This is a genomic window from Mycobacterium sp. 1245499.0 (assembly GCF_001673615.1).
Taxonomy (GTDB): domain Bacteria; phylum Actinomycetota; class Actinomycetes; order Mycobacteriales; family Mycobacteriaceae; genus Mycobacterium; species Mycobacterium europaeum_A.
This window is the reverse complement of sequence record NZ_LZMG01000317.1, coordinates 1-20,991: the sequence shown is the minus strand read 5'-3', so window position 1 is coordinate 20,991 and position 20,991 is coordinate 1. Positions and strand designations below refer to the sequence as shown.

Sequence of the window (20,991 nt, the reverse complement as noted above, 5' to 3'; positions counted from 1 at the left end):
CGGTGTCGGTGCAGTGGCGCACCAGCGCGCCGTAGCGTGGCTCGAAGATCCGCAACGGCAGGTCCTGGTCCGGCAGCAGCGCCGATTCCAGCGGAAACATTGCCAGCTCAAGGGATTCCGTCATCAGATTTCCAGTTCGGCCACCAGCGCATCGACGACCGCGCGCAGGTCGCCGTCATGTTCTTCGGCCACCCGGCGCTGCCGTTGGTAGGAGGCCCCGTGGCGGGGTATGTCGGCGACCGCGGCCAGCTCGTCGACGCAGTTCAACCTTTTGGCCACCGGCTCCAACCGGTTCAGCACCTCGTCGAGATCCTCGGTGACCAATCGCTCGTTGCTGTCGGCGTCCAGGATGATCACCGCGTCCAGTCCGTAGCGCGCGGCGCGCCACTTGTTCTCCTGGTTATGCCAGGGCGGCATGCTCGGCAGCGACTCGTCGGCTTCCAGTCGGCGGTCCAGATCGACCACCAGGCAATGGGTCAACGCGACCAGCGCGCCCAGCTCGCGCAGATTGGACACGCCGTCGCAGATCCGCATCTCGAGCGTGCCCAGGTGTGGTGAAGGCCTGATGTCCCAACGGACTTCGTCGACGTGGTCGATGATGCCGGTCTTCTTCTGGTCGTAGACGAAGCGTTCGAACTCCGCCCAGGTCTGGAATTGGAACGGCAGCCCGGCGGTGGGCAGTTGCTGAAACATCATCGCCCGGTTGCTCGCGTAGCCGGTGTCCACGCCCGCCCACCACGGCGAGGACGCCGACAGCGCCAGCAGGTGCGGGTAGTAGTTGAGCAGTGACGTCATGATCGGCATCACCTTGTTCGGCGAGGACAGGCCGACGTGCACGTGCACGCCCCAGATCAGCATCTGCCGTCCCCACCACTGGGTGCGCTTGATCAGTTCGGCATAACGCGGGGCGTCGGTGAGTTTCTGAGAGGTCCACTGCGCGAACGGATGTGCTCCGGCACAGAACAGCTCCATGCCGCGATCCCGCACGATGCGGCGCGCGGGCCCCAGGGTCTGTCGCAGATCCTCCATCGCCTCGCCCGCGGAGTGGCAGATGCCGGTCACCACTTCGACGGTGTTGCGCAGCAATTCCTTGTGTACGCGCGGATTTTCGCCGATCTCGGCGATCACGGCGGTGGCTTCGTTGCTCAGGTCGCGGGTGTGGGCGTCGACGAGGGCGAACTCCCATTCCACCCCGAGGGTCGGCCGCGGGGAACGGGCGAAGTCGATGCGGGTGTCGGCCCGCTTAGCCTGCACCGATGACACCGCACGCCACCCGCTTGCCGGCGTCACCGGTGCTCATCGTCATGTCGTCCGGGCCCGGCGTGCCGCTGGTCTGATTGTTGTGCCCGGATGGGGCGTTGGCGGAGTTGGCCGCACCGGCGTGAATGATGATCGCGGTCTTCTGCCCGGTGAGCAGGTCGTCCATGGCGAAGGCGTCCGTGGTGGTGACCAACGTTCCGGAGCCGTCCTTGCGCACCTGCAGGGTGGGCAGGGCCCCGCTGGCGGGCTCGGCGGTGTGCCCGGGCGCCTGGAAGTGGTCGCCGGCGGACAGGAAGTCGCCCGGCGCGCCGCCGGTCGGGGCGACCGAGTTGGGCTCACACTTGCCGACCTTGTGGATGTGCACATCGTGGAAGCCGGGCGCGAGCACACCGTTGGCGGTCGTCTCGATGGTGACGGTGGCATAGCCGTTGTTGAATTCGAACGTCGCGGTGGCCACCTGGGTGCCGTCCGGCGCCTTCAGGTGCGTGATGATGCTCGGCGCCGCCGCGGGCCCGGGCTCGGAGGCCTTGGCGCCCGACGGCGAGGGCGATCCGGTCCAGATCGCGGGGGTGGTGCCCGGAACCGACGAAGCCTGCTGGGGCGACGAGCAGGCGCCTAACAGCACGACACAACCGGCCAGTACCAATGCGCGCAGCTTGGGCATAGCCAGCAGCCTATCGCCTATCTAGCCCGCGACGAGGACGATGACGCCCGGCGGCTCGCCGCTGAGTGCGGGGATTCGCTGTTCGACCGGTGCACCGCCCAGGTTTTTGGCCACCGCGTCGGCGGTGGCGTGCTCGTCGCCGGCGTCGGTGTAGTAGACCGTGGTGGCCGAGACGTCGGGCACGGTCATGTTGTCGACCTTGGTGACTTTGAAGCCGGCGGACGTCAACTGGTCCCCGGTGCGCTTGGCGACGCCCTCTTTTCCGGAGATGTTGTACACCTGCACGTCGGCCTGCGTGCTCGCCGGCTTGTTGGTCGGCGATGCGGACGCGGAGCTGCTGGCGCTCGCGCTGGACGCCGGCGACGCCGAATCGTCGTCAGAGCTCCCGGACGAACCCAGAGCCTGCCAACCGAGCAGCAGGAAAATGACGCCGAGGAACAACAGCACCATCACCATGGCCCGCAGGGGCAGCCCAGTGGAGTCGGGAACTCGTTCTTTCATCGAGCCCTACTGTAACGAGTCAGGTCACCTCGAAGCCGAGGCGCCGCGCCGCGCGCGCCTTCTGCCTGCTGGCGCGCAGTCTGCGCAGCCGTTTCACCAGCATCGGGTCGGCGGCCAGGGCCTCGGGCCGATCGACGAGCGCGTTGAGCACCTGGTAGTAACGCGTCGCCGACATCGAGAACAACTCCTTGATGGCGTCTTCCTTCACGCCGGCGAACTTCCACCACTGGCGCTCGAAGGCCAGGATGTCGTGCTCGCGGCGGGTCAGCCCATCTGCGATCTCAGAGTCGTCCCCCGATCGATTTGCCCGCGCCATGGCGCTGTCCATATCGCTTCCCCTGGACCCTTCCGGCGAATTCCGAACTGCTCGAATGACTTGACTTAGCTAAGGGCGTGTTTCGGCGAATATTGAAACACGCGCCAAACCCTCAAGCCGTCATCCAGACCCGCGAGTCGGCCGATTGACCAAGATTGCCCAGACGCCGATCGCCGGCCGGGCAGCCCACGGGCGTGCGGTAGCTTAGCCGACCATGGCAGTCGTTCCGATCCGCATCGTGGGAGATCCCGTCCTGCACACCCCGACACAGCCGGTGCCGGTCGCTGCCGACGGTTCGCTGCCGGCGGATCTGGCCGAGTTGATCACCAACCTGTACGACACCATGGACGCCGCGCACGGGGTGGGCTTGGCCGCCAACCAGATCGGGGTCGGCTTGCGGGTCTTCGTCTACGACTGCGCCGACGATCGCGGCCGCACCGACCGGCGGCGCGGTGTCGTCGTCAACCCCGTCCTGGAAACCTCCGAGATACCCGAGACCATGCCCGATCCGGACAACGACGACGAGGGCTGCCTGTCGGTGCCCGGCGAGTCGTTCCCCACCGGGCGCGCCAAGTGGGCGCGCGTCACCGGGCTCGACGCCGACGGCACGCCGATCTCCCTCGAAGGCAACGACCTGTTCGCGCGGATGCTGCAGCACGAGACCGGGCACCTCGATGGTTTCCTCTACCTGGACCGCCTGATCGGCCGGCACGCGCGCGCCGCGAAACGGGCCGTCAAATCCCACGATTGGGGCGTTCCCGGCCTCTCCTGGATGCCCGGGGAGGGACCGGACCCGTTCGGTCACTGATGTTCTCGTGGCCCGACCTCGGCACCCGGGTATCGGTGCGCTACCGGCGCCCGGCCGGTTCGGTGCCGCCGCTGACCGATGCGGTGGGCCACCTGCTGGCGGTCGAACCGATGGTGCGGGTGCGGACGAAGACCGGCGCGGTCGTCGAGTTCGCGGCGTCCGAGGCGGTGGCGTTGCGGGTGCTCACCGACACCCCCATCCGCACCTCCGAGATCCGCGCGCTCGAGCACGCCGCCGCCGCGGCCTGGCCGGGCGCGGAGCACACCTGGCTGGACGGCTGGCTGCTGCGAGCCGGCCACGGCGTCGATCTGGCCGCTAATTCCGCTGTGCCACTGGGCATTTCCGCCCAGGCGAGCACCGTCCCCGCCATCGTCGACTGGTACGAGCGCCGCGGCCTGATGCCGCGGTTGGCCCTGCCCGACCGGATGCTGGCGCCACCCGCGCTGATCGACGAGCGCACGGAACGGCTTGTCGTGCAGGACCTTTCCGATGTGGCCGTCCAGGACGCCGACCCGTCGGTCACGTTGGCGCCGGTCCCCGACGACGGGTGGCTGCGCATCCACGCCGGCGACATTCCCGTCGACGTGCTGACCGCCGTCATCGACGGCGAGCTCGTGTTCGGCACGCATCGCGACGGAGCCGTCGCGCGCGCCGCGGTGACCGAGGCACCCGATGGCGCCCGGTGGGTGGGCATCTCGGAAGTGGGCTGCCCGGCCGGCGCCGACGATCAGGCGGCGGTGCGATTGTGCGAGACGCTGTTGGCGTGGGGCGCCGATCGCGGTGCGACGCGCGGCTACCTGCGGGTGCCCGACACCGGCGAGCGCACGCCCGCCGCGGCGCTGGGTTTCCGGCTGCACCACCGCCGCCGCTACGTCCCGGTGCGCCCGGGCCTCTGGGATAGCGTCTAGGCATGCCCGACCCGCCGCTGCGGCTCGCCACCTGGAACGTGAATTCGATTCGCTCCCGGCTGCCGCGCGTCATCGACTGGCTGGCCCGCGCCGACGTCGACGTGCTGGCCATGCAGGAGACCAAATGCTCCGACAGCCAATTCCCCGCCCTGCCATTCTTCGAACTCGGCTACGAGGTCGCCCACGTCGGATTCAACCAATGGAACGGCGTGGCGATCGCCTCGCGCGTCGGTCTCGACGACGTGCAGATCGGATTCGACGGGCAACCCAGCTGGAACAGCAAGCCCGAAGTCGCCGCGGCCGCGGAGGCCCGCGCCCTCGCGGCGACGTGCGGCGGCGTGCGGATGTGGAGCCTCTACGTTCCCAACGGCCGCGCCCTGGGCGACCCGCACTACACCTACAAACTCGAATGGCTTGCCGCACTGCGAGATTCGGCGTCGGATTGGTTGCGCGACGATCCCAACGCCGCGATCGCACTGGCCGGTGACTGGAACATCGCCCCGCAGGACGATGACGTGTGGAGCATGGATTTCTACGCCGGCGCCACGCATGTCTCCGAGCCGGAGCGCCGCGCGTTCGCCGCGATCGTCGAGGCGCAATTCACCGATGTGGTGCGCCCTTTCACGCCGGGCCCGGGGGTCTACACGTACTGGGACTACACCCGCTTGCGGTTCCCGAAGGGGCAGGGCATGCGCATCGATTTCATCCTCGGCTCGCCGGCTTTGGCCGCCCGCGTGACGGACGCGCAGATCGTCCGCGACGAACGCAAAGGCAAGGCGGCCAGCGATCATGCGCCGGTCCTCGTCGACGTGCGGCGCGACTAGCCGCGTCTCGCAGATACCGGCCGGCGGCAACATCACATTAAGCTCAGGCAAATTTGATGCGGCTTCGCGTTGTCTGCGCGATAGCTTGGTGGCAGGCTTTAAACACCAGAAGTGAAAACCAAATTGCTTTGTTGTTGAGGCTGCCTTCAGCGGGAACCCACCCGCTGCCGACACCGGTTAGCTGCAGAAGCAATCAAAGCCAGGGAGTCATCATGAGTGTCATCGGCGGAGCAGTCCGAGGCGTGAGTCAGGCGGTGAACCGCGCGGCGAACGCGACGACCGCGGCCGCCGGTGCCGTGGGCGGTGCGGCGGTCAACGGAGTCATCGGCGGCGTCACCGGCGCCGCCGAGGGCGTCAAGCGCGGCATGAACAGCGGCAGCCACTCGGCGCCCGCGGCCGCGCTCGCCATCGGCGCACTCGGCGTCGCCGGATTGGTCGAGTGGCCGCTGCTGCTGGCGGTCGGCGGCAGCGCTCTGCTGTTGCAGCGGTTGAGCCGCAAACAGGAGCCCGACACCCGGGCGGTCAAGGCGAACCTGAAATCGGTGCCGGTGGACGCGGCGCCGCCGAAACCGACGCCGCAGGAATCCGCCCCCACGAAAACCGCGCCCGCGAAGGCCACCAAGTCGACGGCCAAGAAGACGGCCGGACGCCGGGCGGGCACCACGCGGTTGCGCAGCACCAACTAGGCGGACCCGCCGATCAGCCGATCGCCCGGCTGATCACCGCCGGGGCCAACTGCCGCGATGTCCAGCGCACCAGGCGCTCTGGCTCGTGCGCACTGGGATCCGGACAGCCGGCTCCCCGAACCGGCCGGGATGGCGCCGTCGCGCCGCGTCGAGGCGCCCCGTCGCTGTGCCGAATCTCGACCACCCCGACGCGCCACAACAGCGCATAGAGTTCGACTAGTGGCACCCTCAGCACCGAAGCAAACGAGGAAACTAGCGGATCGCCCCCGGTGCCGGTCATCGTCGACATAAGTCCGACGGTGGACGCGCGACCCAGCGAGATGGGAAACCCTTCGTTACCGAAAGGCAAATGATGGCGGAAAAGAAGTCGCGGCGCGGCACGTCCCAGCGCGAGGCGGTGGACAAGATCCGCGCGGGTGAGACTTTCGCGGTGAATCTGCCGGCGATCGGCCAGGTGGAAATCCCCAGGCCAGAGCAGTTGGCCTACTTCGGCGGGCTGGCGGCCCTGGCGGCCCTCGAACTCATCGACTGGCCGGTGGCCCTGGTCATCGCCGCCGGACATTTCCTGGCCGCCAACCACCACAACAAGCTCTTGGAGGAGCTCGGCGAGGCGATGGAGGAGGCCTAGCCGGGCTGGTTCGCCGCGGCGCTTCCCCCGAGCGCGCGGTCGAACCGCAGGGTGACCCGCGTGCCGGCCGCGGTCCGCAGCGTCTCGACGCCGTCGGCCAGTCCGCTCATCAGCGTGAGCCCGCGTCCGCGTCGGCGGCTGCGCAGGCTGGCCGACGAATCGCCGCTCCACTGGCCGGTGTCGCTGACGGTGATCACCACCGTGTCCTGATACAGGAACGCCTCGATCGACACCGTCTGGCGCGGCTCGTTGCGGCTGCCGTGTTCGATCGCATTGGTGACCGCTTCGCCGGTGGCCAACAGGATGTCGGTTTCGCGGTGCGGCGCGACGACGATGGTGTTCAGCCAATCGCGCAGCTGTCCGCGCGCGACGGGAATGTGAGCCGGCGCGGCCGGCAGCACGGTGGCGAAGCTGCCCGCGGCGAGGTGGCTCGGGCGCAGCGCGAGCACCACGACGTCGTCGCGGTAGCCCGTCGGCGGGGCCATCCGCGACAGCAGCTCCGCACAGACCGACTCGACCGGCAGGCCGGCGCACTGCTCCGCCGCCGCCCGCAGGCGCGCGAACCCGTCGTCGAGGCTTTCACCGGGCCGTTCCATCAGTCCATCGGTATACAGCAGGATCAACCCGCCGGGCGGCAGCTGCGCGGTCGCGGTGTTGCTGGGCGGCCGGCTCGTCGCGTCGTGGGTTCCGCGTCCGGTCACCGACACCGGGGCGCGCCGGCCCGACTCCAAAAAGGTCGCGCGCCCGTCGGGCAGCACCAGCAGCGGATAGGGATGCCCGGCGCAGCTGTAGCTGACGGTGGCGCCACCGCCCTGGCCGTCGGTGTCGATCAGGGCGTAGGCCACCGTCGCACACCGGGCGCCGTCGACGCTGGCGCCGTATCGGTCCAGCGAACCGAGCACCGCGTCCGGCTCGCCCGCGGTGAGCGCGGAGGCGGCGACCGCGGCACGCAACCGGCTCATCACGATCGCCGCGGCCAGCCCGTGCCCGACGACGTCGCCGACCGAGATCGCGATCCGGCCGGAGTGGTCCAGCGGGGTGACCGAATACCAGTCGCCGCCGACCCGCATCGCCTCCCCCGCCGGCTGGTAGACGGCCGCGACAACCGCGGCGGTGGAGCCGCGGTCCAGATCAAGCAGGTGCTCCTGAAAGTCGATGGCGATCTCGTGTTCGCGGGCCATCAGCCGCACGCGGTCCAGGGCCGCCGACGTCAACTCGGCGATCCGGGCGAAGGTGTCGAGGTCGGCGGCGTCGAATTGCCGGGGCTGCGGCCACAACAGCGCCAGCACCCCGAGGATGCGGCCAGAGCCGTCGCGCAGCGGATGGCTCACGCAGGCGCGGATGCTCGCCGCGCTGTCCCGGACGGCGTGCTCGTAGCGCGGGGGCAGGTCGAACGTGTCGGTGACGATCATCGGCTCGCCGGTGCGCGCGACGTCCGCGCCGATCAGCGGAGCATCGAGGGCGACGACGTGGTAGCGGTCCCGAAACTCCGCGGGCAGGTCACCGGCGTATTCGAACCGCAGATAGTCCTCGCCGTCGAGGACGCCGATCGCGACGGCACCGGCGTCCCCGGAACCGAAGGAGGAGCCCAGCAGGGCGTCCATGATCCCGCCGGCCGAGCTGGTGGCTTGCAGCGCCGAGTCGAGGTGCACCAGCTCCGAGGCCAGCCGCGACTGCGCCTCGCGGCGTTGCCGGTCACGCTCGCGGCCCACCGCGGACAACCTCGACGCCAGCCGGTCGATCAGCTCCTGGGACCGGAACGGCTTGGGCAGGTAGTCGTCGGCGCCACCGGCGTAGCCCTCGCTGACGGCCTCCGCGCCGGCCCGGGCGGACAGCATGAGGATCGGCGTGGGCGCCAAGTCCGGGTCCGCGCGAACGGCGGCGACGAAGCCGAAGCCGTCGAGTCCGGGCATCATCACGTCGGTGACGATCGCGTCCGGACGCAGGTTGCGGGTCGCGGCCAGCGCCGACTCGCCATCCGCGACCGACACCGTCTCCCAGTGGGTCGACAACACCCGCTCGAGGTGGGCGCGCATGTCGGCGTTGTCGTCGGCGATCAGCACCACCTGGCGGGTCGCCTCGGGTGTGGCGGCCGGTTCGGCGACGGGCATCACCCACTGACTGGCCTCGGCGACATACGGATTGGTCTCGTTCGGCCCGGCAGGCGACGGGTCGACGACCGCACCCGAGGTCGACCGCGGTACCCGGATCGTGACGGTGGTGCCATGGTCCAATTCGCTGTCGATCTCGACCGTGCCGCGGTGCAGGTCGACCAGCCCGCGCACCAGAGACAACCCGATCCCGGTGCCCTCGACGCTGCGCCCACGCACGTTGTCGGCCCGGTAGAAGCGCTCGAACAGCAGCTTGAGATCCTCGGCACCGATGCCGACTCCGGTGTCGCGCACGGCGATCACACAGTCCCCGGATTCGGTTCGCACCCGCACCGAAATCGAGCCCCGCAGCGTGTATTTGACCGCGTTGGACAGCAGGTTGAGAACGATCGTCTCCCACATCGCCGGATCGACGTCCGCCAGGGCCGGCGCGCAGTCCAGCTTCAGCTCGAGCCCGGCCCGGTGGCACAGCTCGGTGAACGACGACGCGATCTGCGCGGTGAGCGCGCCGACGTCGGTGCACACCAGCTTCGCGTTGGCCCGGCCGGCCTCGATGCGGGAGAAGTCGAGCAGCGAGTCGACCAGGCGCTGCAGACGCCGCGCGTTGCGCGCCGCGGTGGTAAGTCGCTCCTCGAGAACGCTTTCCGGCGCCGCGTCCAACAGCGCGTCGTCCAGCGGTCCGAGCAGCAGGGTCAGCGGGGTGCGAAACTCGTGGCTGACGTTGGTCAGGAACGCGGTCTTGGCCCGGTCCAGTTCGGCCAACGCATCCGCGCGGTGCCGCTCTTGCTCGTAGGACACGATCGAGGCGAACGTCGACGTCAACTGGTCGGCCAGCAGCTGGCAGAACCCCTCAAACTGGGTGTCCAAAGGGCGCCGCGGGCTGGCGCCGACCACCAGCGCCCCCGCGGGCGAGGCCTCCCCCAGCGGTAACACCAGAGCTTCCTGCGGGCAGTCGGCGCCCAGCGCCGCTTCGATGCCGGAGATCGTGCCGGCGACGTCACCGATCACCTGCATCTCGGCCCGGGTCCGCGACGCCGCATCCCAGTCGGTCAGCTCCGCCAGTTCGCCTGGCAGCAGCGCCGACACCGATGGCGTAGCCCCGCGCAGCGTGACCCTTCCCGTCGCGCCGTCGTCGGCGTACACGGCGATGAACGACAGGTCGGCCGGTTGGCCGGCGCACACCCGCACCGCGACGCCGACCGCGTCGTCGATGCTGCGGCTCTCGACGATCGCGGAGGCGACCGTGTTGAGCAGGTGCAGGCGGCGCTCGCTCAGCACCCGCTCGGTGGTCTCGTAGGAGGGGCAGAAGATGCCGAAGGGTTTGCCGTCGGCGCCGATCAGCGGGCTGTAGGTGAAGGTGAAGTACCGCTCGACGCGCCGCCCGGCGGTCACCATGGGCAGCATCAGGTCCCGCGACCAGGTCGCCTCCCCGGTCGCGACGACGCCGGCGAGCATCGGGGCGATCGAATCCCAGATGTCCCACCACACCTCGCGGCCGGGTTTGGCGAACGAGTCGAGCTTGTCGCCGAGGATCTCGATGTAGGCGTCGTTGTACACCACGAACAAGTCTTCGGTGCCCAGCCAGAGCACCAGCGGGAACCGCGACGCCAGCGTCGTGGCGACCGCCGCCCGCATCTGTCCGGACCAGTCTCGCGGCGGCCCCAGCGGATGAGCGTCCCAGTCGTATTCGGCGAACCGCCGGCCCATCTCACCGCCCAACGAAACGGCAGCGGCCAGGTCGGCCGGCAGTCGCGAGTTCATGGCTGGCGTCTTCGCTGCAACGCCGCGGACAGGGTGGGGTAGATGTCGAACACCCGGTCCAACTCGGTGACCTGGATCGGCCGCAGCACCTGGTCGTGGTCGGCGACCAGTCGTACCCCGGTCCCGCCGGCTTTGGCGTCCTCATGACAGTCGAGCACCGCGTTCAGCGCCGCGCTTCCGAAGAAATCGACAGCCAGCAAGTCGATCACCACCGGGCGCACCGGCGGGGTGGAGGCCAGCCCGAGCGCGGTGGTCAGGTGAGCGGCAAGCTCACCGACGTTACTGGAGTCGACATCGCCTTTGACGCTCACGATCACTACGTCGTCGTGGGCCTCGTGTCCGACCGCCAACAACTTTCATGCCTTTCGCCGCAGCCAACGTTGGGATCTGCTGCCGCTAAGCCCGACGACGCGGCACAGATGCGCGGTCGCGCATCGCAGATGACCCGAGAGTAACCCGTACCCGAACTGCCCGTTTATCGATTCGCCGGTTACCCGCCGGGCTCGGCCGGAATCCTCTCGTGCGCGGTCAGCAGCAAATGATCGAACTGGCTCTGCAGAATCGCCGCCGGTGCCGGCAGGGCGGCCATATCGGCGAGCAGCTGCCTGGCCAGTGACCGCAGTTTCACGTTGGTCTCCTGCGAGCGCCACTGCAGCACCCGGAACGCCTGCTCGGCGCTGACCCGGTAGACGTACATCAGCACGCCCTTGGCCTGTTCGATGGCCGCGCGGCTCTCGAACAGGTCGGGCAGCGCGGTGTCGAGCACCTCCTGGCGGGCCTCGTCGAAGGAGTTGGTGAGGTCGATGTAGTAACCCGCGGTGCCCAGCACGGCGCCCGACTCGTCCAGCATGCGGTCGGCCACGACGATCGCATCGTGCATCGCGCCGGCGGTGTCGATGAACCGGTGCCGGCTCGAGAACGACTCTTCGGATTGCAGGGCGTGGTCGAGCAACTCCTGCACATGCGCGCGGTCGTCGGGATGCTTGTGCGACAGCAGCAATTCGGTCGTCGGCTCGACCTCACCCGGCTGGTAGCCGTGCATCCTGGCCACCTCGTCGGACCATTCCCACCGCTGGCCCACGAACCAGAAGCGGAAGGCGCCGATGTTCAGGTATCCGGGGGCCGGCTCGGTCGGCTCGGAAAATCGCACGTCGCCCGCGCCGGATGACGATTCCCCTGTTCGCCTGCGCTGTTGCACGGTTGCATTTTTCCACTAAGGGAACGCCTTCGGCTACTGCCCCGGGTGAAAAGGCCATCACACCCTGCCGTGCGGTCGGCCGTAGGGGTAACGTCGCGTGCGGACCCATCCATACGACGCGGGAGCGCACGCCGAGTGCGCTGAGAGGACGGCTCGGGGCCGTCGACCGTACGAACCTGACCGGGTAATGCCGGCGTAGGGAGATGAAAAATGACTGATGTCCTTTCCGGAATTGCGTCGGGCAGTGCCTCGCACAGCGTGGAGCCGGCCGTCACCACCGGACCCATCTGGGGCAGCAGCAAGGCCTACCGCGAGATCGAGGGCCCGGGTGGGGTGACGCTGCGGGTACCGCTGCGGCGGGTGCACCTGTCCAACGGCGAGGACTTCGACCTGTACGACACCTCGGGGCCCTACACCGATCCGGAGGCGACGATCGATCTGACGGCCGGACTGCCGGCGCGGCCCGGCGTGGTCCGCGATCGCGGGACGCAGCTGCAGCGCGCCCGCGCCGGCGAGATCACCGCCGAGATGGCCTACATCGCCGCGCGCGAGGGCATGCCCGCCGAGCTGGTGCGCGACGAGGTCGCCCGGGGCCGCGCGGTCATCCCGGCCAACCACAACCACCCCGAGATCGAGCCGATGATCATCGGCAAGGCGTTTGCGACCAAGGTGAACGCAAACATCGGCAACTCGGCGGTGACATCATCGATCGCCGAGGAGGTCGACAAGATGGTGTGGGCCACCCGGTGGGGCGCCGACACCATCATGGACCTGTCCACCGGCAAGAACATCCACGAGACCCGCGAGTGGATTCTGCGCAACTCGCCGGTGCCGGTCGGCACCGTGCCCATCTATCAGGCGCTGGAAAAGACCAAGGGCGATCCGACCGAACTGACCTGGGAGCTCTACCGCGACACCGTGATCGAGCAATGCGAGCAGGGCGTGGACTACATGACCGTGCACGCCGGTGTGTTGCTGCGCTACGTGCCGCTGACCGCCAAGCGGGTCACCGGCATCGTGTCGCGCGGCGGCTCGATCATGGCGGCATGGTGCCTGGCGCATCACCGGGAGTCGTTCCTGTACACCAACTTCGACGAGCTCTGCGAGATCTTCGCCCGCTATGACGTCACCTTCTCCCTGGGCGACGGCCTGCGGCCGGGCTCGATCGCCGACGCCAACGACGCCGCGCAGTTCGCCGAGCTGCGCACCCTAGGCGAGCTGACCAAGATCGCGAAATCCCATGGCGTGCAGGTGATGATCGAGGGCCCGGGCCACGTCCCGATGCACAAGATCGTCGAGAACGTGCGGCTGGAAGAGGAGTGGTGCGAGGAGGCCCCGTTCTACACGCTAGGCCCGCTGGCCACCGATATCGCCCCGGCCTACGACCACATCACCTCGGCGATCGGCGCGGCCATCATCGCCCAGGCCGGCACCGCGATGCTGTGTTACGTGACCCCCAAGGAACACCTGGGGCTGCCGGACCGCAAGGACGTCAAGGACGGGGTGATCGCCTACAAGATCGCCGCGCACGCAGGCGATCTGGCCAAGGGCCATCCGCACGCGCAGGAGCGTGACAACGCGTTGTCGCAGGCGCGCTTCGAGTTCCGGTGGAACGACCAGTTCGCGCTGTCGCTGGACCCGGACACCGCGCGGGAGTATCACGACGAGACGCTGCCGGCCGAACCGGCCAAGACCGCGCACTTCTGCTCCATGTGCGGGCCGAAGTTCTGCTCGATGCGCATTACCCAGGACGTTCGCGACTACGCCGCCAAACACGGGCTCGACAGCGAGGAAGCGATCGAGGCGGCCATGTCCGAGGGCATGGCGGAGAAGTCGCGCGAGTTCGCCGAGCAGGGCAACCGGGTGTATCTACCGCTGGCACAGCAGTGATCGCAAGCGCGGCCGTGGCGATCGCAAGCGCGGCCGTGGCGATCGCCAGCGCGGCGAAGCCGGGCGCAGCGGGTCGCCACCATCGGGCGAAGCCGGGCGCGGCGGGTCACCGCCATCTGACAGCGGTGATCGCAAGCGCGGCGCAGCCGGGCGCGGCGGGTCACCGCAATCTGACACAGTGACGTTCCTGCCGCTGCCCGCGCCCGGCACGACGCCGCGCCGGGTGCTGTCCATCGCCGGGTCGGACTCCGGGGGCGGCGCGGGCATCGAGGCCGACATGCGCACCATGGCGCTGCTGGGTGTGCACGCGTGCATCGCGGTCACCGCCGTCACCGTCCAGAACACGTTGGGCGTGCGGAGTTTTCACGAGGTGCCTGCCGAGGTCGTCGCCGGGCAGATCGAGGCCGTCGTCGGCGACATCGGCATCCAGTCCGCGAAGACTGGGATGCTGGCGTCGCCGCGAATCATCGACACCGTGGCCACCACGTGGCGCGGGCTGGGGTTGTCGGTGCCGCTCGTCGTCGATCCGGTGGCGGCGTCGATGCACGGCGACGCGCTGATGGCGCCGGCGGCGCTGGATTCGCTTCGCACCCAATTGTTTCCGTTGGCGACGCTGGTGACACCCAATCTCGACGAGGTGCGGCTGCTGGTCGACGTCGACGTGGTGGACGCCGAGTCGCAGCGGGCGGCGGCCAAGGCGCTGCATGCGCTGGGCCCGCAATGGGTGCTGGTGAAGGGTGGTCACCTGCGGTCCTCGGAGCGCAGCAGCGACCTGCTCTACGACGGCGCCGATTTCTACGAGTTCGATGCCCAGCGGATCGCGACGGGAAACGACCACGGCGGTGGCGACACGCTCGCCAGCGCCGTGGCGTGCGCGCTGGCGCACAACTTCACCGTGCCGGACGCCGTCGAGTTCGGCAAGCGCTGGGTGACCGAATGTCTGCGCGCCGCATACCCACTGGGCCACGGGCACGGCCCCGTCTCCCCGCTGTTTCGGCTGTCGTGATCGCATGAATCTCGACGAGATCGCGGGTGTCGCGCACGAGCCCACGGGGCCGCCGACGGGCGTGGTGGTACTGACCCACGGCGCCGGCGGCAACCGGGATGCCGTTCTGCTGCAGCAGGTTTGCGACGAGTGGGCGCAACGGGGCTGGCTGGCGGTGCGCTACAACCTGCCCTACCGGCGCCGCCGGCCCGCCGGGCCGCCGTCGGGTTCCGCCGCCGCCGACCGGGCCGGCATCGTCGAGGCCATCACGGTGTGCCGCGGCCTGGCCGACGGCCCGCTGATCGCCGGCGGCCATTCCTATGGCGGCCGGCAGACGTCCATGGTCGTCGCGGCCGGCGAGGCGGCGGTGGACGTGCTGACGCTGTTCTCCTATCCGGTCCATCCGCCGGGCAAACCCGAACGCGCGCGCACCGAGCACCTGCCCGACATCACGGTGCCGACCGTGTTCACGCACGGCACGTCGGATCCGTTCGGCACGCCCGACGAACTGCGCGCCGCGGCCGCCCTGGTCACCGGCACGACCGCCGTCGTCGAGATCGCCAGCGCCCGCCACGATCTGCGGTCCAGGACGTTGAACGTGCCGGCGTTGGCCGTCGATGCCGCGCTGCAGCTGCTCGGACGGAAATAGACAGTCAAAACTGGACAGTTTTGGCTGTCTAAAATAGAGTGGTCGTGTGGATGGCATCAGCGAGTCCGCGGTAGCGGCGGCACGCGACATCAGGGTGGTGTTCAGCCGGTTACGGCGCCGGCTGAAGGACATCGCGACCGACGGTCTGACGCCGTCACAGACCGCGGTGCTCACCCGGTTGTGGAAAGAGGGCCCGTCGTCGGCCAGCGTATTGGCCGGCGCCGAACAGGTGCGCCCGCAGTCGATGGCCACCATCCTGGCCGCCCTGGGCCAACGCGGGCTCATCGAGCGCAAGCCGGATCCGAATGACGGCAGGCGCCAGGTGGTTTCGCTGACCCCGGCGGGCAAACGGCGTGCCGAAAGCGGCCGGCGCGCCCGCGAGGAGTGGTTGGCCCGCGCCATCCACGAGCGCTACACCGAAGCCGAGCGGCGCGTCATCGTCGACGCACTGTCGCTACTCGAGCGCTTGACCGAGCAATGAGGACGCGAAAGGACCTGAGCGACAATGGAACTGGGATTGCATTTTATCGACTTCCTACCGGGAGACCCGGCCCGGCTGGGCCCGACGCTGGCCCAGGCGGCCAAGGCGGCCGAGCAGGGCGGCGCGACGCTGTTCACGCTGGCCGACCACTTCTTTCAAATGGAAGCCATGGGACGGGCGGAGGATCCGTTCCTGGAGGGGTACACGTCACTGGGCTTTCTGGCCGGACAGACGACGACAATCGAGCTGAGCCTGTTGGTCACCGGCGTCACCTACCGTTATCCAGGTTTGCTGGCCAAGGCCGTCACGACGCTGGACGTCTTGTCGCAGGGCCGATCGATGTTGGGACTCGGCGCGGCCTGGTACGACCGAGAACACGCCGCCCTGGGCTTTCCGTATCCGCCGGTGAGCCAACGCTTCGAGATGCTCGAGGAGACACTGCAGATCTGCCGGCAGATGTGGAGCGACAACGACGGCCCGTACCAAGGCAAGCACTATCAGCTGGCCGAGACAATCTGTGCGCCCCAACCAATTCGGCGTCCCCCGGTGCTGATCGGCGGGGACGGTGAAAAAAAGACGCTGCGTCTGGTCGCGCAATACGCCGACATCTGGAATTCCACGGTGACCGAGGTCGACGCGATCAAGCACAAGATCGAGGTGCTCAACCGTCATTGCGAGGCGGTCGGCCGCGACCCCGGCGAGATCCGCAAGACGGTCGGCTACTTCGTCAATCCGTTCGAGGACCTGGACGGGTATTTCCGGACCGTCGAGGGCTACGCCGGACTCGGCGTCGAGCTGGTCAATGCCGGTCCGTTCCCCGGTAATCCGGATCCGGTCGGCTTCGTTCGACGCCTGGGCGACGAAGTGATTCCCCGGCTCGCCGAAATCGGTTGACCCGGTTGGTGATCGGTTAACCGGGATAGCGCGAGTAACAGGCGTCCGCGTTGCCCGTCACGCCGCCGCGGAACGCAGCGATCCGGGTGAATCCGGCCGGCACACTGGTGCCGTCCGCGTCGCTGGCGACCAGATGGTTGGTGAGCAAGCCGGCGACGGCCTCGTCGAGATCGCCTGCGGTCAGCAACAATTGGTTGTGCGAGGGCAGGTCGATCGGCTCGGCCATCTTGCGATGCACCACACCGGTCAGGCACGCGGTGCGCAGCGCGGTCCACGGGCTCTGCATCGGCAGGCCACGTTCATGCTGCACGGCCAGCGCGTATCTCGACATCACCACCGACAGCGCGGTGTCGTCGCCCTGCGGCAGGGTCTGTTGCTTCTCGTCGGCGAGCGTGCCCATGGCGGCGAGGCCGGGCAGGTCGACCACGATGGTGTTGGTGCCCGGGCAGTAGGACGCCGGCGGGGTGGCCTTGGCGTCCGGGCACTCGGCCGGCTGGTAGGACAGCGCCGGCGGGCTGGCCGGGGCGAAGATCTTTCCCAGCAGCTCCATGAGATTCGACAAGGTGTCCTGGTTGATGGGCACCTCGCCGGTTTCGGGTGCGCCGGTGCTGGAGTCGACCCGCAGGGCGTTCGGCAGGTCGCCGCGGCGCTTCTCGATCTCCTTGCGGTTGATCGCCGCACAGGCCGAGGCGCCGTTGAGGAATCCCATTTGGAAGGCGCTGATCCGGTCCAGGGCCGACCCGTGGGCGTCGTCGTTCTCGGTCTCGCTGTCCATGACGGGGTCCCGCGTGGTGATGATCCCGGCCAGCACGTGGTCGAGCCCGTCGGCGGTGCTCAGCGTGAAGCGCGGCGACTTGCCGTCGGCGACCCAGTACAGATAGACGCCCGCGAAGCAGTCGGCCTGCTGCTCGCGGACGATGGTCGCGTCGCGTCTGGTCACCAGCTTCGCCATCTGTTGCAGCGCGTGCCCGAATTCGTGTGCCAGCACGCCGGTGACGGACATGTCACCGAAATACTTCTGCGCCATGGGCATGAATACGCCGCGGTCCCAGGCGATCAGGTTGCACTTGCCGGTGTAGAAGGCGTTGACGAGCTTGTAGGTGTCGTTGTGGCACACGATCGGGCTGCTGGGATCGGTGGAGTTGTAGGACACCATCTTGCTGAGCGGAACGAACTTGCCCTGCAGCGATTGGTCATACACCGACTTCCAGTAGTCCTCGATGTCGTTGACCGACAGCAGTGCGAGTGTGTCGATGGGGCCGTTGTCGGTGTTGAGCACCTTGCCGGTGGGACTGGGCGCGTTCGACCGGATCCCGCTGGGTCCGTTGGTCGCGGGCAGCCCCCCGACCAGAAACGGATCGTTGAGCATCGACAGCGCGCGTCCGTCGACGAAGGTCGTGCAGCCGGCCACCAGGAGTGCCGCCGCCGCCCACACGAGGGCCGACCTGAGCGCATGGCTTTTCATGACCAACCTCATCCCGACCGGCTACGACGCAGCATCAAGGAAACTCATCCTAGAGGCATCGACCATAACGGGCAGCAGGAATCGGGCGACCCAGCAAACGTCGACACGAACGCGGCAACCGATGCCGCTAGCGTTCCAGCGCCCGTGCGCAGTGGTCGAGGATGGCGCGGAAGGTCCAGCGGAACAGCGGCGACGTGACCGCCTCGGTCACCTTGCCGCCCCCGCTGGCCGGAACCGTGTAGGCGGTCTCCCAGTCGACGTGCGCGCCGTCGCCCGACGAAGTGATCGTCACGGTCCCGCCCTCGTGATTCGAGGCGGGTATCGAGCGGACGACGAGGTAGGAGTAGTTGTGCGGCGGCTCGTAGGCGGTGATCCGTTCGCGCAACCACACGCCCAGCCCCGTCACTTCGCGCACTGCCCCCACGCCTGGGCCCGACGAGCCGTCGGCCCAGCCGGCCCTGAGCAGCAACGGAGCGGTGGTCAGGTTGGCCGGGTCGGTCAGCCAATCGAAGACGCGTTGCGGCGCCGCCGCGACGGTGCGCTCTACGTGAATCTGGACCATGCGCTCCCCTGCCCTGCGATGCCGACGGGTGTCACCGACATGCTAAACGGTGGGCGGTCGCGGTTCAGGGCACCCGGGTGCGATGCCTCTTGTTGTGCGGCGGCACGCCGTTGACCCCGCCGATGGATTCCGCGTAGCTGCCGACGACGAACCCGACGCCAGAACCCATGACCGCCAACGCTTCCCGGTTGATGTTGTCGACGGTGTCACGAGGGCTCTGGAAGTTGGGATCGAACGCCACGCCGGCCTGACCACCCCATAACCGGGCCTGCACGGGGCTCTTCGGCTGCGCGGCGCCGGTGGTCATGCCGCCGACCGGCACGCCGGCCACCATGAACGGGTGGTAGTCGGCCCTGGTATCCAACGGCAGGTCGGCGGGACGTTTGCCGGCGAGGTTCAGATAACCGGCCAGCGTGCGTTCGATGCCGGCCGATCCCTCGGGCACGTCCGCGGCCGAGACGTTGGGTGAGGGCGGGCCGGACTGATCGCCGTCGTCGGTGAAGAATCCCGCGTTCGGCGACCCCAGCATGGTGAAGTTGAGGTACAGCGCGATGTCGTTGAGTTGGTCGTGGTCCATGCCGAACACGTAGTCCATGACGCCGTTGCGGCCGTCCTCGTCGGCGCCCCAGAACACGAACCGCACCGCGTTGGTGACCGGGGCGAGCGGGCCCAGTTGCAGCGCCGTCTGCAAAACGGCGGCCACCCCGGAGCCGTCGTCGTTGATCCCGGGCCCGGCGCGGGAGCCGTCCAGGTGGGCGCCGACCACGACGACGTCGTGGGCCGACCCGGTCTTGGTCTGCGCCACGACGTTTCGCGAAGTGATGTTGACGTTCTGCGCATCCAGCACCAGGCGTACCGGTGCCGTGGAGCCGGACAGCGCGGCGGCGCCGTAGGCGCCCAATACGGCGACCGGCACGGTCAGCTGCTTGAAGTAGCCGGGGGTGAACAGGGTGGGCGGCGCGCCGCGCCCGGTGGGTGAACTGAGCACGATCAGTGCGCTGGCGCCCTTGGCCACCGCGCTGTTCTGTTTGTCGACCACCGAACAGTGCGCGTCGTCGACGACGGCGATCGCCCCTTTGGGCAGCGGCGACGGGTAATCGGTGGCCGCGCAGCCCGAGGGCTGGGCCGGCCGGACCGGCTGGCCGGTCAGTCCGCCGGGTGGCGTTTGGACCAGCAGCGAGGCCTGGTCGACCGAATAGGTACGACCCGCAACGGTCAGCGCCGGCTTACCCAACGACACGGTGTAGAGCCGGTCGAACTGCGGCGTCTGTACGTCGAAACCCTTGTCTCGCAGTGTCTTAGCCACGTAGTCCACGGTGGCGTTGAAGCCGGGTGTGCCGTCTGCGCGGTTGCCGCCGTTGGCGTTGGCGATGTTCTGCAGGGCGCGCAGATGGGTCAGCAGGCCCTCGACGTTCACCCGTTTGGCCAAGCTGTGCGCTAGGTCCGGGGTGGCCGTCGGCTGCCCCGGCCGGGTGTCCGAACACCCGGCCACCAGCGCGGCGAGCAGCAGCGCGGTCGCGACCAGCCGGGACATCATGACTTGGCGAGCACGTGCCGGACCCGGTCCGCCATGGCGGGGACGCCGTTGTGCCCGCCGAGGTCCTGCGCGTACAGACCCATCGCGTAGGCCACACCACCGCCGTTGATTCCCAGTGCGGTGCGGTCGATGTGGTCGAGGGTGTCGGTCTTCTGGTGGTAGTTGGGGTCGAACGGTTGATCGGCGGCGCCGCCCCACAACTTGGCCTGGTCGGCGGACATCTTCCCCTCCGCCCCCGAGAACAGGCCGCCGGCGGGGACGCCCGCCAGGGTGAACCCGTCGTAGTCCGACCGGCCGTCGAACGAGGTGTCCTGCGCGGTCTTGCCGGCCGACTTCAGGTAGGCGACCAGCGTGCGCTCGATACCGGCCGAGCCCTCCGGCACCACCGGCTGGCCTCGCGCGTCCGCGGGCAGCGATTGGTCGCCGTCGTAGGTGAAATAACCGGGGTTCGGCGATGCGAGCATGTCGAAATTGAGGTACAGCGCAAGGTTTTTCAGCGCCGTCAGGTCCAGCGACTCGACGTAGTTGCGCGACCCGATCAGTCCGAGTTCCTCGGCACCCCAGAAGCCGAACCGCAGCGCGTTGCGCACCGGTGGTGAATTCCCCAGTCGCACAGCGGTTTCCAGCACCGCGGCCACGCCCGATCCGTTGTCGTTGATGCCCGGCCCGTCGGGAACGCTGTCCAAGTGGGCCCCGGCCATCACCACCATCAAACTCAACGCGAGCGTCCAAAGCTTCCGCGCCCGCAACGTGATTGCGCAGACCAAGACCGGGTCGGCGACCGACGTGGTGATGGCCGGGGCCCACTTGGACAGCGTTCCCGACGGGCCGGGCATCAACGACAACGGATCGGGCGTGGCCGC

General features: G+C 68.7%; 22 protein-coding genes, 2 pseudogenes and 1 riboswitch. Of the genes and pseudogenes, 11 read left to right on the top strand and 13 right to left on the bottom strand.

Annotated features, from left to right (window positions below; all coding sequences use genetic code 11):
• The 5 genes and pseudogenes from A5646_RS19320 to A5646_RS19300 all read right to left on the bottom strand — a co-directional run.
• A pseudogene (locus tag A5646_RS19320) lies at positions 1-124 on the bottom strand (ATP-dependent protease); the annotation flags it as partial.
• On the bottom strand, positions 124-1,263 hold the full coding sequence (locus A5646_RS19315) for a glutamate--cysteine ligase (RefSeq protein WP_369806969.1): 1,140 nt from the start codon (positions 1,261-1,263) through the stop codon (positions 124-126). The pseudogene A5646_RS19320 and the gene A5646_RS19315, both read right to left, overlap by 1 nt.
• On the bottom strand, positions 1,244-1,924 hold the full coding sequence (locus tag A5646_RS19310) for a superoxide dismutase family protein (RefSeq protein ID WP_066872488.1): 681 nt from the start codon (positions 1,922-1,924) through the stop codon (positions 1,244-1,246). Before A5646_RS19310 ends, A5646_RS19315 begins: the two co-directional genes overlap by 20 nt.
• Before the next feature lie 21 nt (positions 1,925-1,945).
• Entirely contained in the window at positions 1,946-2,425 is a 480-nt protein-coding gene (locus A5646_RS19305) for a LytR C-terminal domain-containing protein (RefSeq protein WP_066872485.1), read from the bottom strand.
• Positions 2,426-2,444: 19 nt separating this feature from the next.
• A complete protein-coding gene (locus A5646_RS19300; RefSeq protein WP_007768412.1) occupies positions 2,445-2,753 on the bottom strand; it encodes a DUF3263 domain-containing protein in 309 nt (102 codons plus the stop codon).
• A gap of 202 nt (positions 2,754-2,955) precedes the next feature.
• On the opposite strand from A5646_RS19300, the gene A5646_RS19295 reads away from it, so the two are divergent.
• The 4 genes from A5646_RS19295 to A5646_RS19280 all read left to right on the top strand — a co-directional run bounded on the left by A5646_RS19295 (position 2,956) and on the right by A5646_RS19280 (position 5,967).
• Complete coding sequence (locus tag A5646_RS19295) at positions 2,956-3,549, top strand: peptide deformylase (protein WP_067023497.1); 594 nt, start codon at positions 2,956-2,958, stop codon at positions 3,547-3,549.
• A complete protein-coding gene (locus A5646_RS19290; RefSeq protein ID WP_067023494.1) occupies positions 3,549-4,457 on the top strand; it encodes a GCN5 family acetyltransferase in 909 nt (302 codons plus the stop codon). Before A5646_RS19295 ends, A5646_RS19290 begins: the two co-directional genes overlap by 1 nt.
• A gap of 17 nt (positions 4,458-4,474) precedes the next feature.
• Complete coding sequence (locus A5646_RS19285; protein ID WP_156765649.1) at positions 4,475-5,281, top strand: exodeoxyribonuclease III; 807 nt, start codon at positions 4,475-4,477, stop codon at positions 5,279-5,281.
• Between the two features lie 212 nt (positions 5,282-5,493).
• The gene (locus A5646_RS19280) at positions 5,494-5,967 is read left to right on the top strand and encodes a hypothetical protein (RefSeq protein ID WP_066872473.1); all 474 of its coding nucleotides are present in this window, start codon (positions 5,494-5,496) and stop codon (positions 5,965-5,967) included.
• Positions 5,968-5,980: 13 nt separating this feature from the next.
• On the opposite strand, the gene A5646_RS30250 is transcribed toward A5646_RS19280, so the two are convergent.
• On the bottom strand, positions 5,981-6,247 hold the full coding sequence (locus tag A5646_RS30250; protein WP_067141737.1) for an Rv1535 domain-containing protein: 267 nt from the start codon (positions 6,245-6,247) through the stop codon (positions 5,981-5,983).
• 72 nt (positions 6,248-6,319) lie between these two features.
• Here A5646_RS30250 and A5646_RS19275 point away from each other — a divergent pair, with 72 nt between their 5' ends.
• Complete coding sequence (locus tag A5646_RS19275) at positions 6,320-6,595, top strand: hypothetical protein (RefSeq protein ID WP_156748795.1); 276 nt, start codon at positions 6,320-6,322, stop codon at positions 6,593-6,595.
• On the opposite strand, the gene A5646_RS19270 is transcribed toward A5646_RS19275, so the two are convergent.
• From A5646_RS19270 to A5646_RS19260, 3 genes are all read right to left on the bottom strand, one after another.
• Positions 6,592-10,467, bottom strand: a complete 3,876-nt coding sequence (locus tag A5646_RS19270; RefSeq protein ID WP_067023488.1) for a SpoIIE family protein phosphatase — start codon at positions 10,465-10,467, stop codon at positions 6,592-6,594. The genes A5646_RS19275 and A5646_RS19270 overlap by 4 nt on opposite strands.
• Complete coding sequence (locus A5646_RS19265; protein ID WP_067023485.1) at positions 10,464-10,820, bottom strand: STAS domain-containing protein; 357 nt, start codon at positions 10,818-10,820, stop codon at positions 10,464-10,466. The genes A5646_RS19270 and A5646_RS19265 overlap by 4 nt, the downstream gene beginning before the upstream one ends.
• 137 nt (positions 10,821-10,957) lie before the next feature.
• Positions 10,958-11,617, bottom strand: a complete 660-nt coding sequence (locus A5646_RS19260) for a PAS and ANTAR domain-containing protein (protein ID WP_066872462.1) — start codon at positions 11,615-11,617, stop codon at positions 10,958-10,960.
• 156 nt (positions 11,618-11,773) lie between these two features.
• Positions 11,774-11,884, top strand: a riboswitch (TPP riboswitch).
• Here A5646_RS19260 and thiC point away from each other — a divergent pair.
• From thiC to A5646_RS19230, 5 genes are all read left to right on the top strand, one after another.
• On the top strand, positions 11,876-13,555 hold the full coding sequence (thiC, locus tag A5646_RS19255; protein ID WP_066872459.1) for a phosphomethylpyrimidine synthase ThiC: 1,680 nt from the start codon (positions 11,876-11,878) through the stop codon (positions 13,553-13,555). (Overlaps the previous riboswitch by 9 nt.)
• Before the next feature lie 178 nt (positions 13,556-13,733).
• Entirely contained in the window at positions 13,734-14,561 is an 828-nt protein-coding gene (thiD, locus tag A5646_RS19245) for a bifunctional hydroxymethylpyrimidine kinase/phosphomethylpyrimidine kinase (RefSeq protein WP_067023481.1), read from the top strand.
• Positions 14,562-14,565: 4 nt separating this feature from the next.
• Positions 14,566-15,189 (top strand): alpha/beta family hydrolase, encoded by a 624-nt coding sequence (locus tag A5646_RS19240; RefSeq protein ID WP_066879843.1) that lies wholly within the window; start codon positions 14,566-14,568, stop codon positions 15,187-15,189.
• Positions 15,190-15,235: 46 nt separating this feature from the next.
• Positions 15,236-15,670: a MarR family winged helix-turn-helix transcriptional regulator gene (locus A5646_RS19235; protein ID WP_066879839.1), complete on the top strand. Its 435-nt coding sequence runs from the start codon at positions 15,236-15,238 to the stop codon at positions 15,668-15,670.
• A gap of 24 nt (positions 15,671-15,694) precedes the next feature.
• Positions 15,695-16,564: an LLM class F420-dependent oxidoreductase gene (locus A5646_RS19230; RefSeq protein WP_066879836.1), complete on the top strand. Its 870-nt coding sequence runs from the start codon at positions 15,695-15,697 to the stop codon at positions 16,562-16,564.
• 16 nt (positions 16,565-16,580) lie between these two features.
• On the opposite strand, the gene A5646_RS19225 is transcribed toward A5646_RS19230, so the two are convergent.
• The 4 genes and pseudogenes from A5646_RS19225 to A5646_RS19210 all read right to left on the bottom strand — a co-directional run.
• Positions 16,581-18,029, bottom strand: coding sequence for a neutral zinc metallopeptidase (locus A5646_RS19225; RefSeq protein WP_066879831.1), 1,449 nt, complete (start codon positions 18,027-18,029; stop codon positions 16,581-16,583).
• Between the two features lie 127 nt (positions 18,030-18,156).
• Positions 18,157-18,591, bottom strand: coding sequence for an SRPBCC family protein (locus A5646_RS19220; protein WP_066872442.1), 435 nt, complete (start codon positions 18,589-18,591; stop codon positions 18,157-18,159).
• A gap of 64 nt (positions 18,592-18,655) precedes the next feature.
• Entirely contained in the window at positions 18,656-20,128 is a 1,473-nt protein-coding gene (locus A5646_RS19215) for a M28 family peptidase (protein WP_067023480.1), read from the bottom strand.
• Positions 20,125-20,844 (bottom strand): annotated as a pseudogene (locus A5646_RS19210) (M20/M25/M40 family metallo-hydrolase); the annotation flags it as partial. The pseudogene A5646_RS19210 and the gene A5646_RS19215, both read right to left, overlap by 4 nt.
• Here A5646_RS19210 and A5646_RS30465 point away from each other — a divergent pair.
• Positions 20,786-20,991: M28 family peptidase (locus A5646_RS30465; RefSeq protein ID WP_369806968.1), on the top strand; the 206-nt coding region annotated here is incomplete at its 3' end. The pseudogene A5646_RS19210 and the gene A5646_RS30465 sit on opposite strands and share 59 nt — an antisense overlap.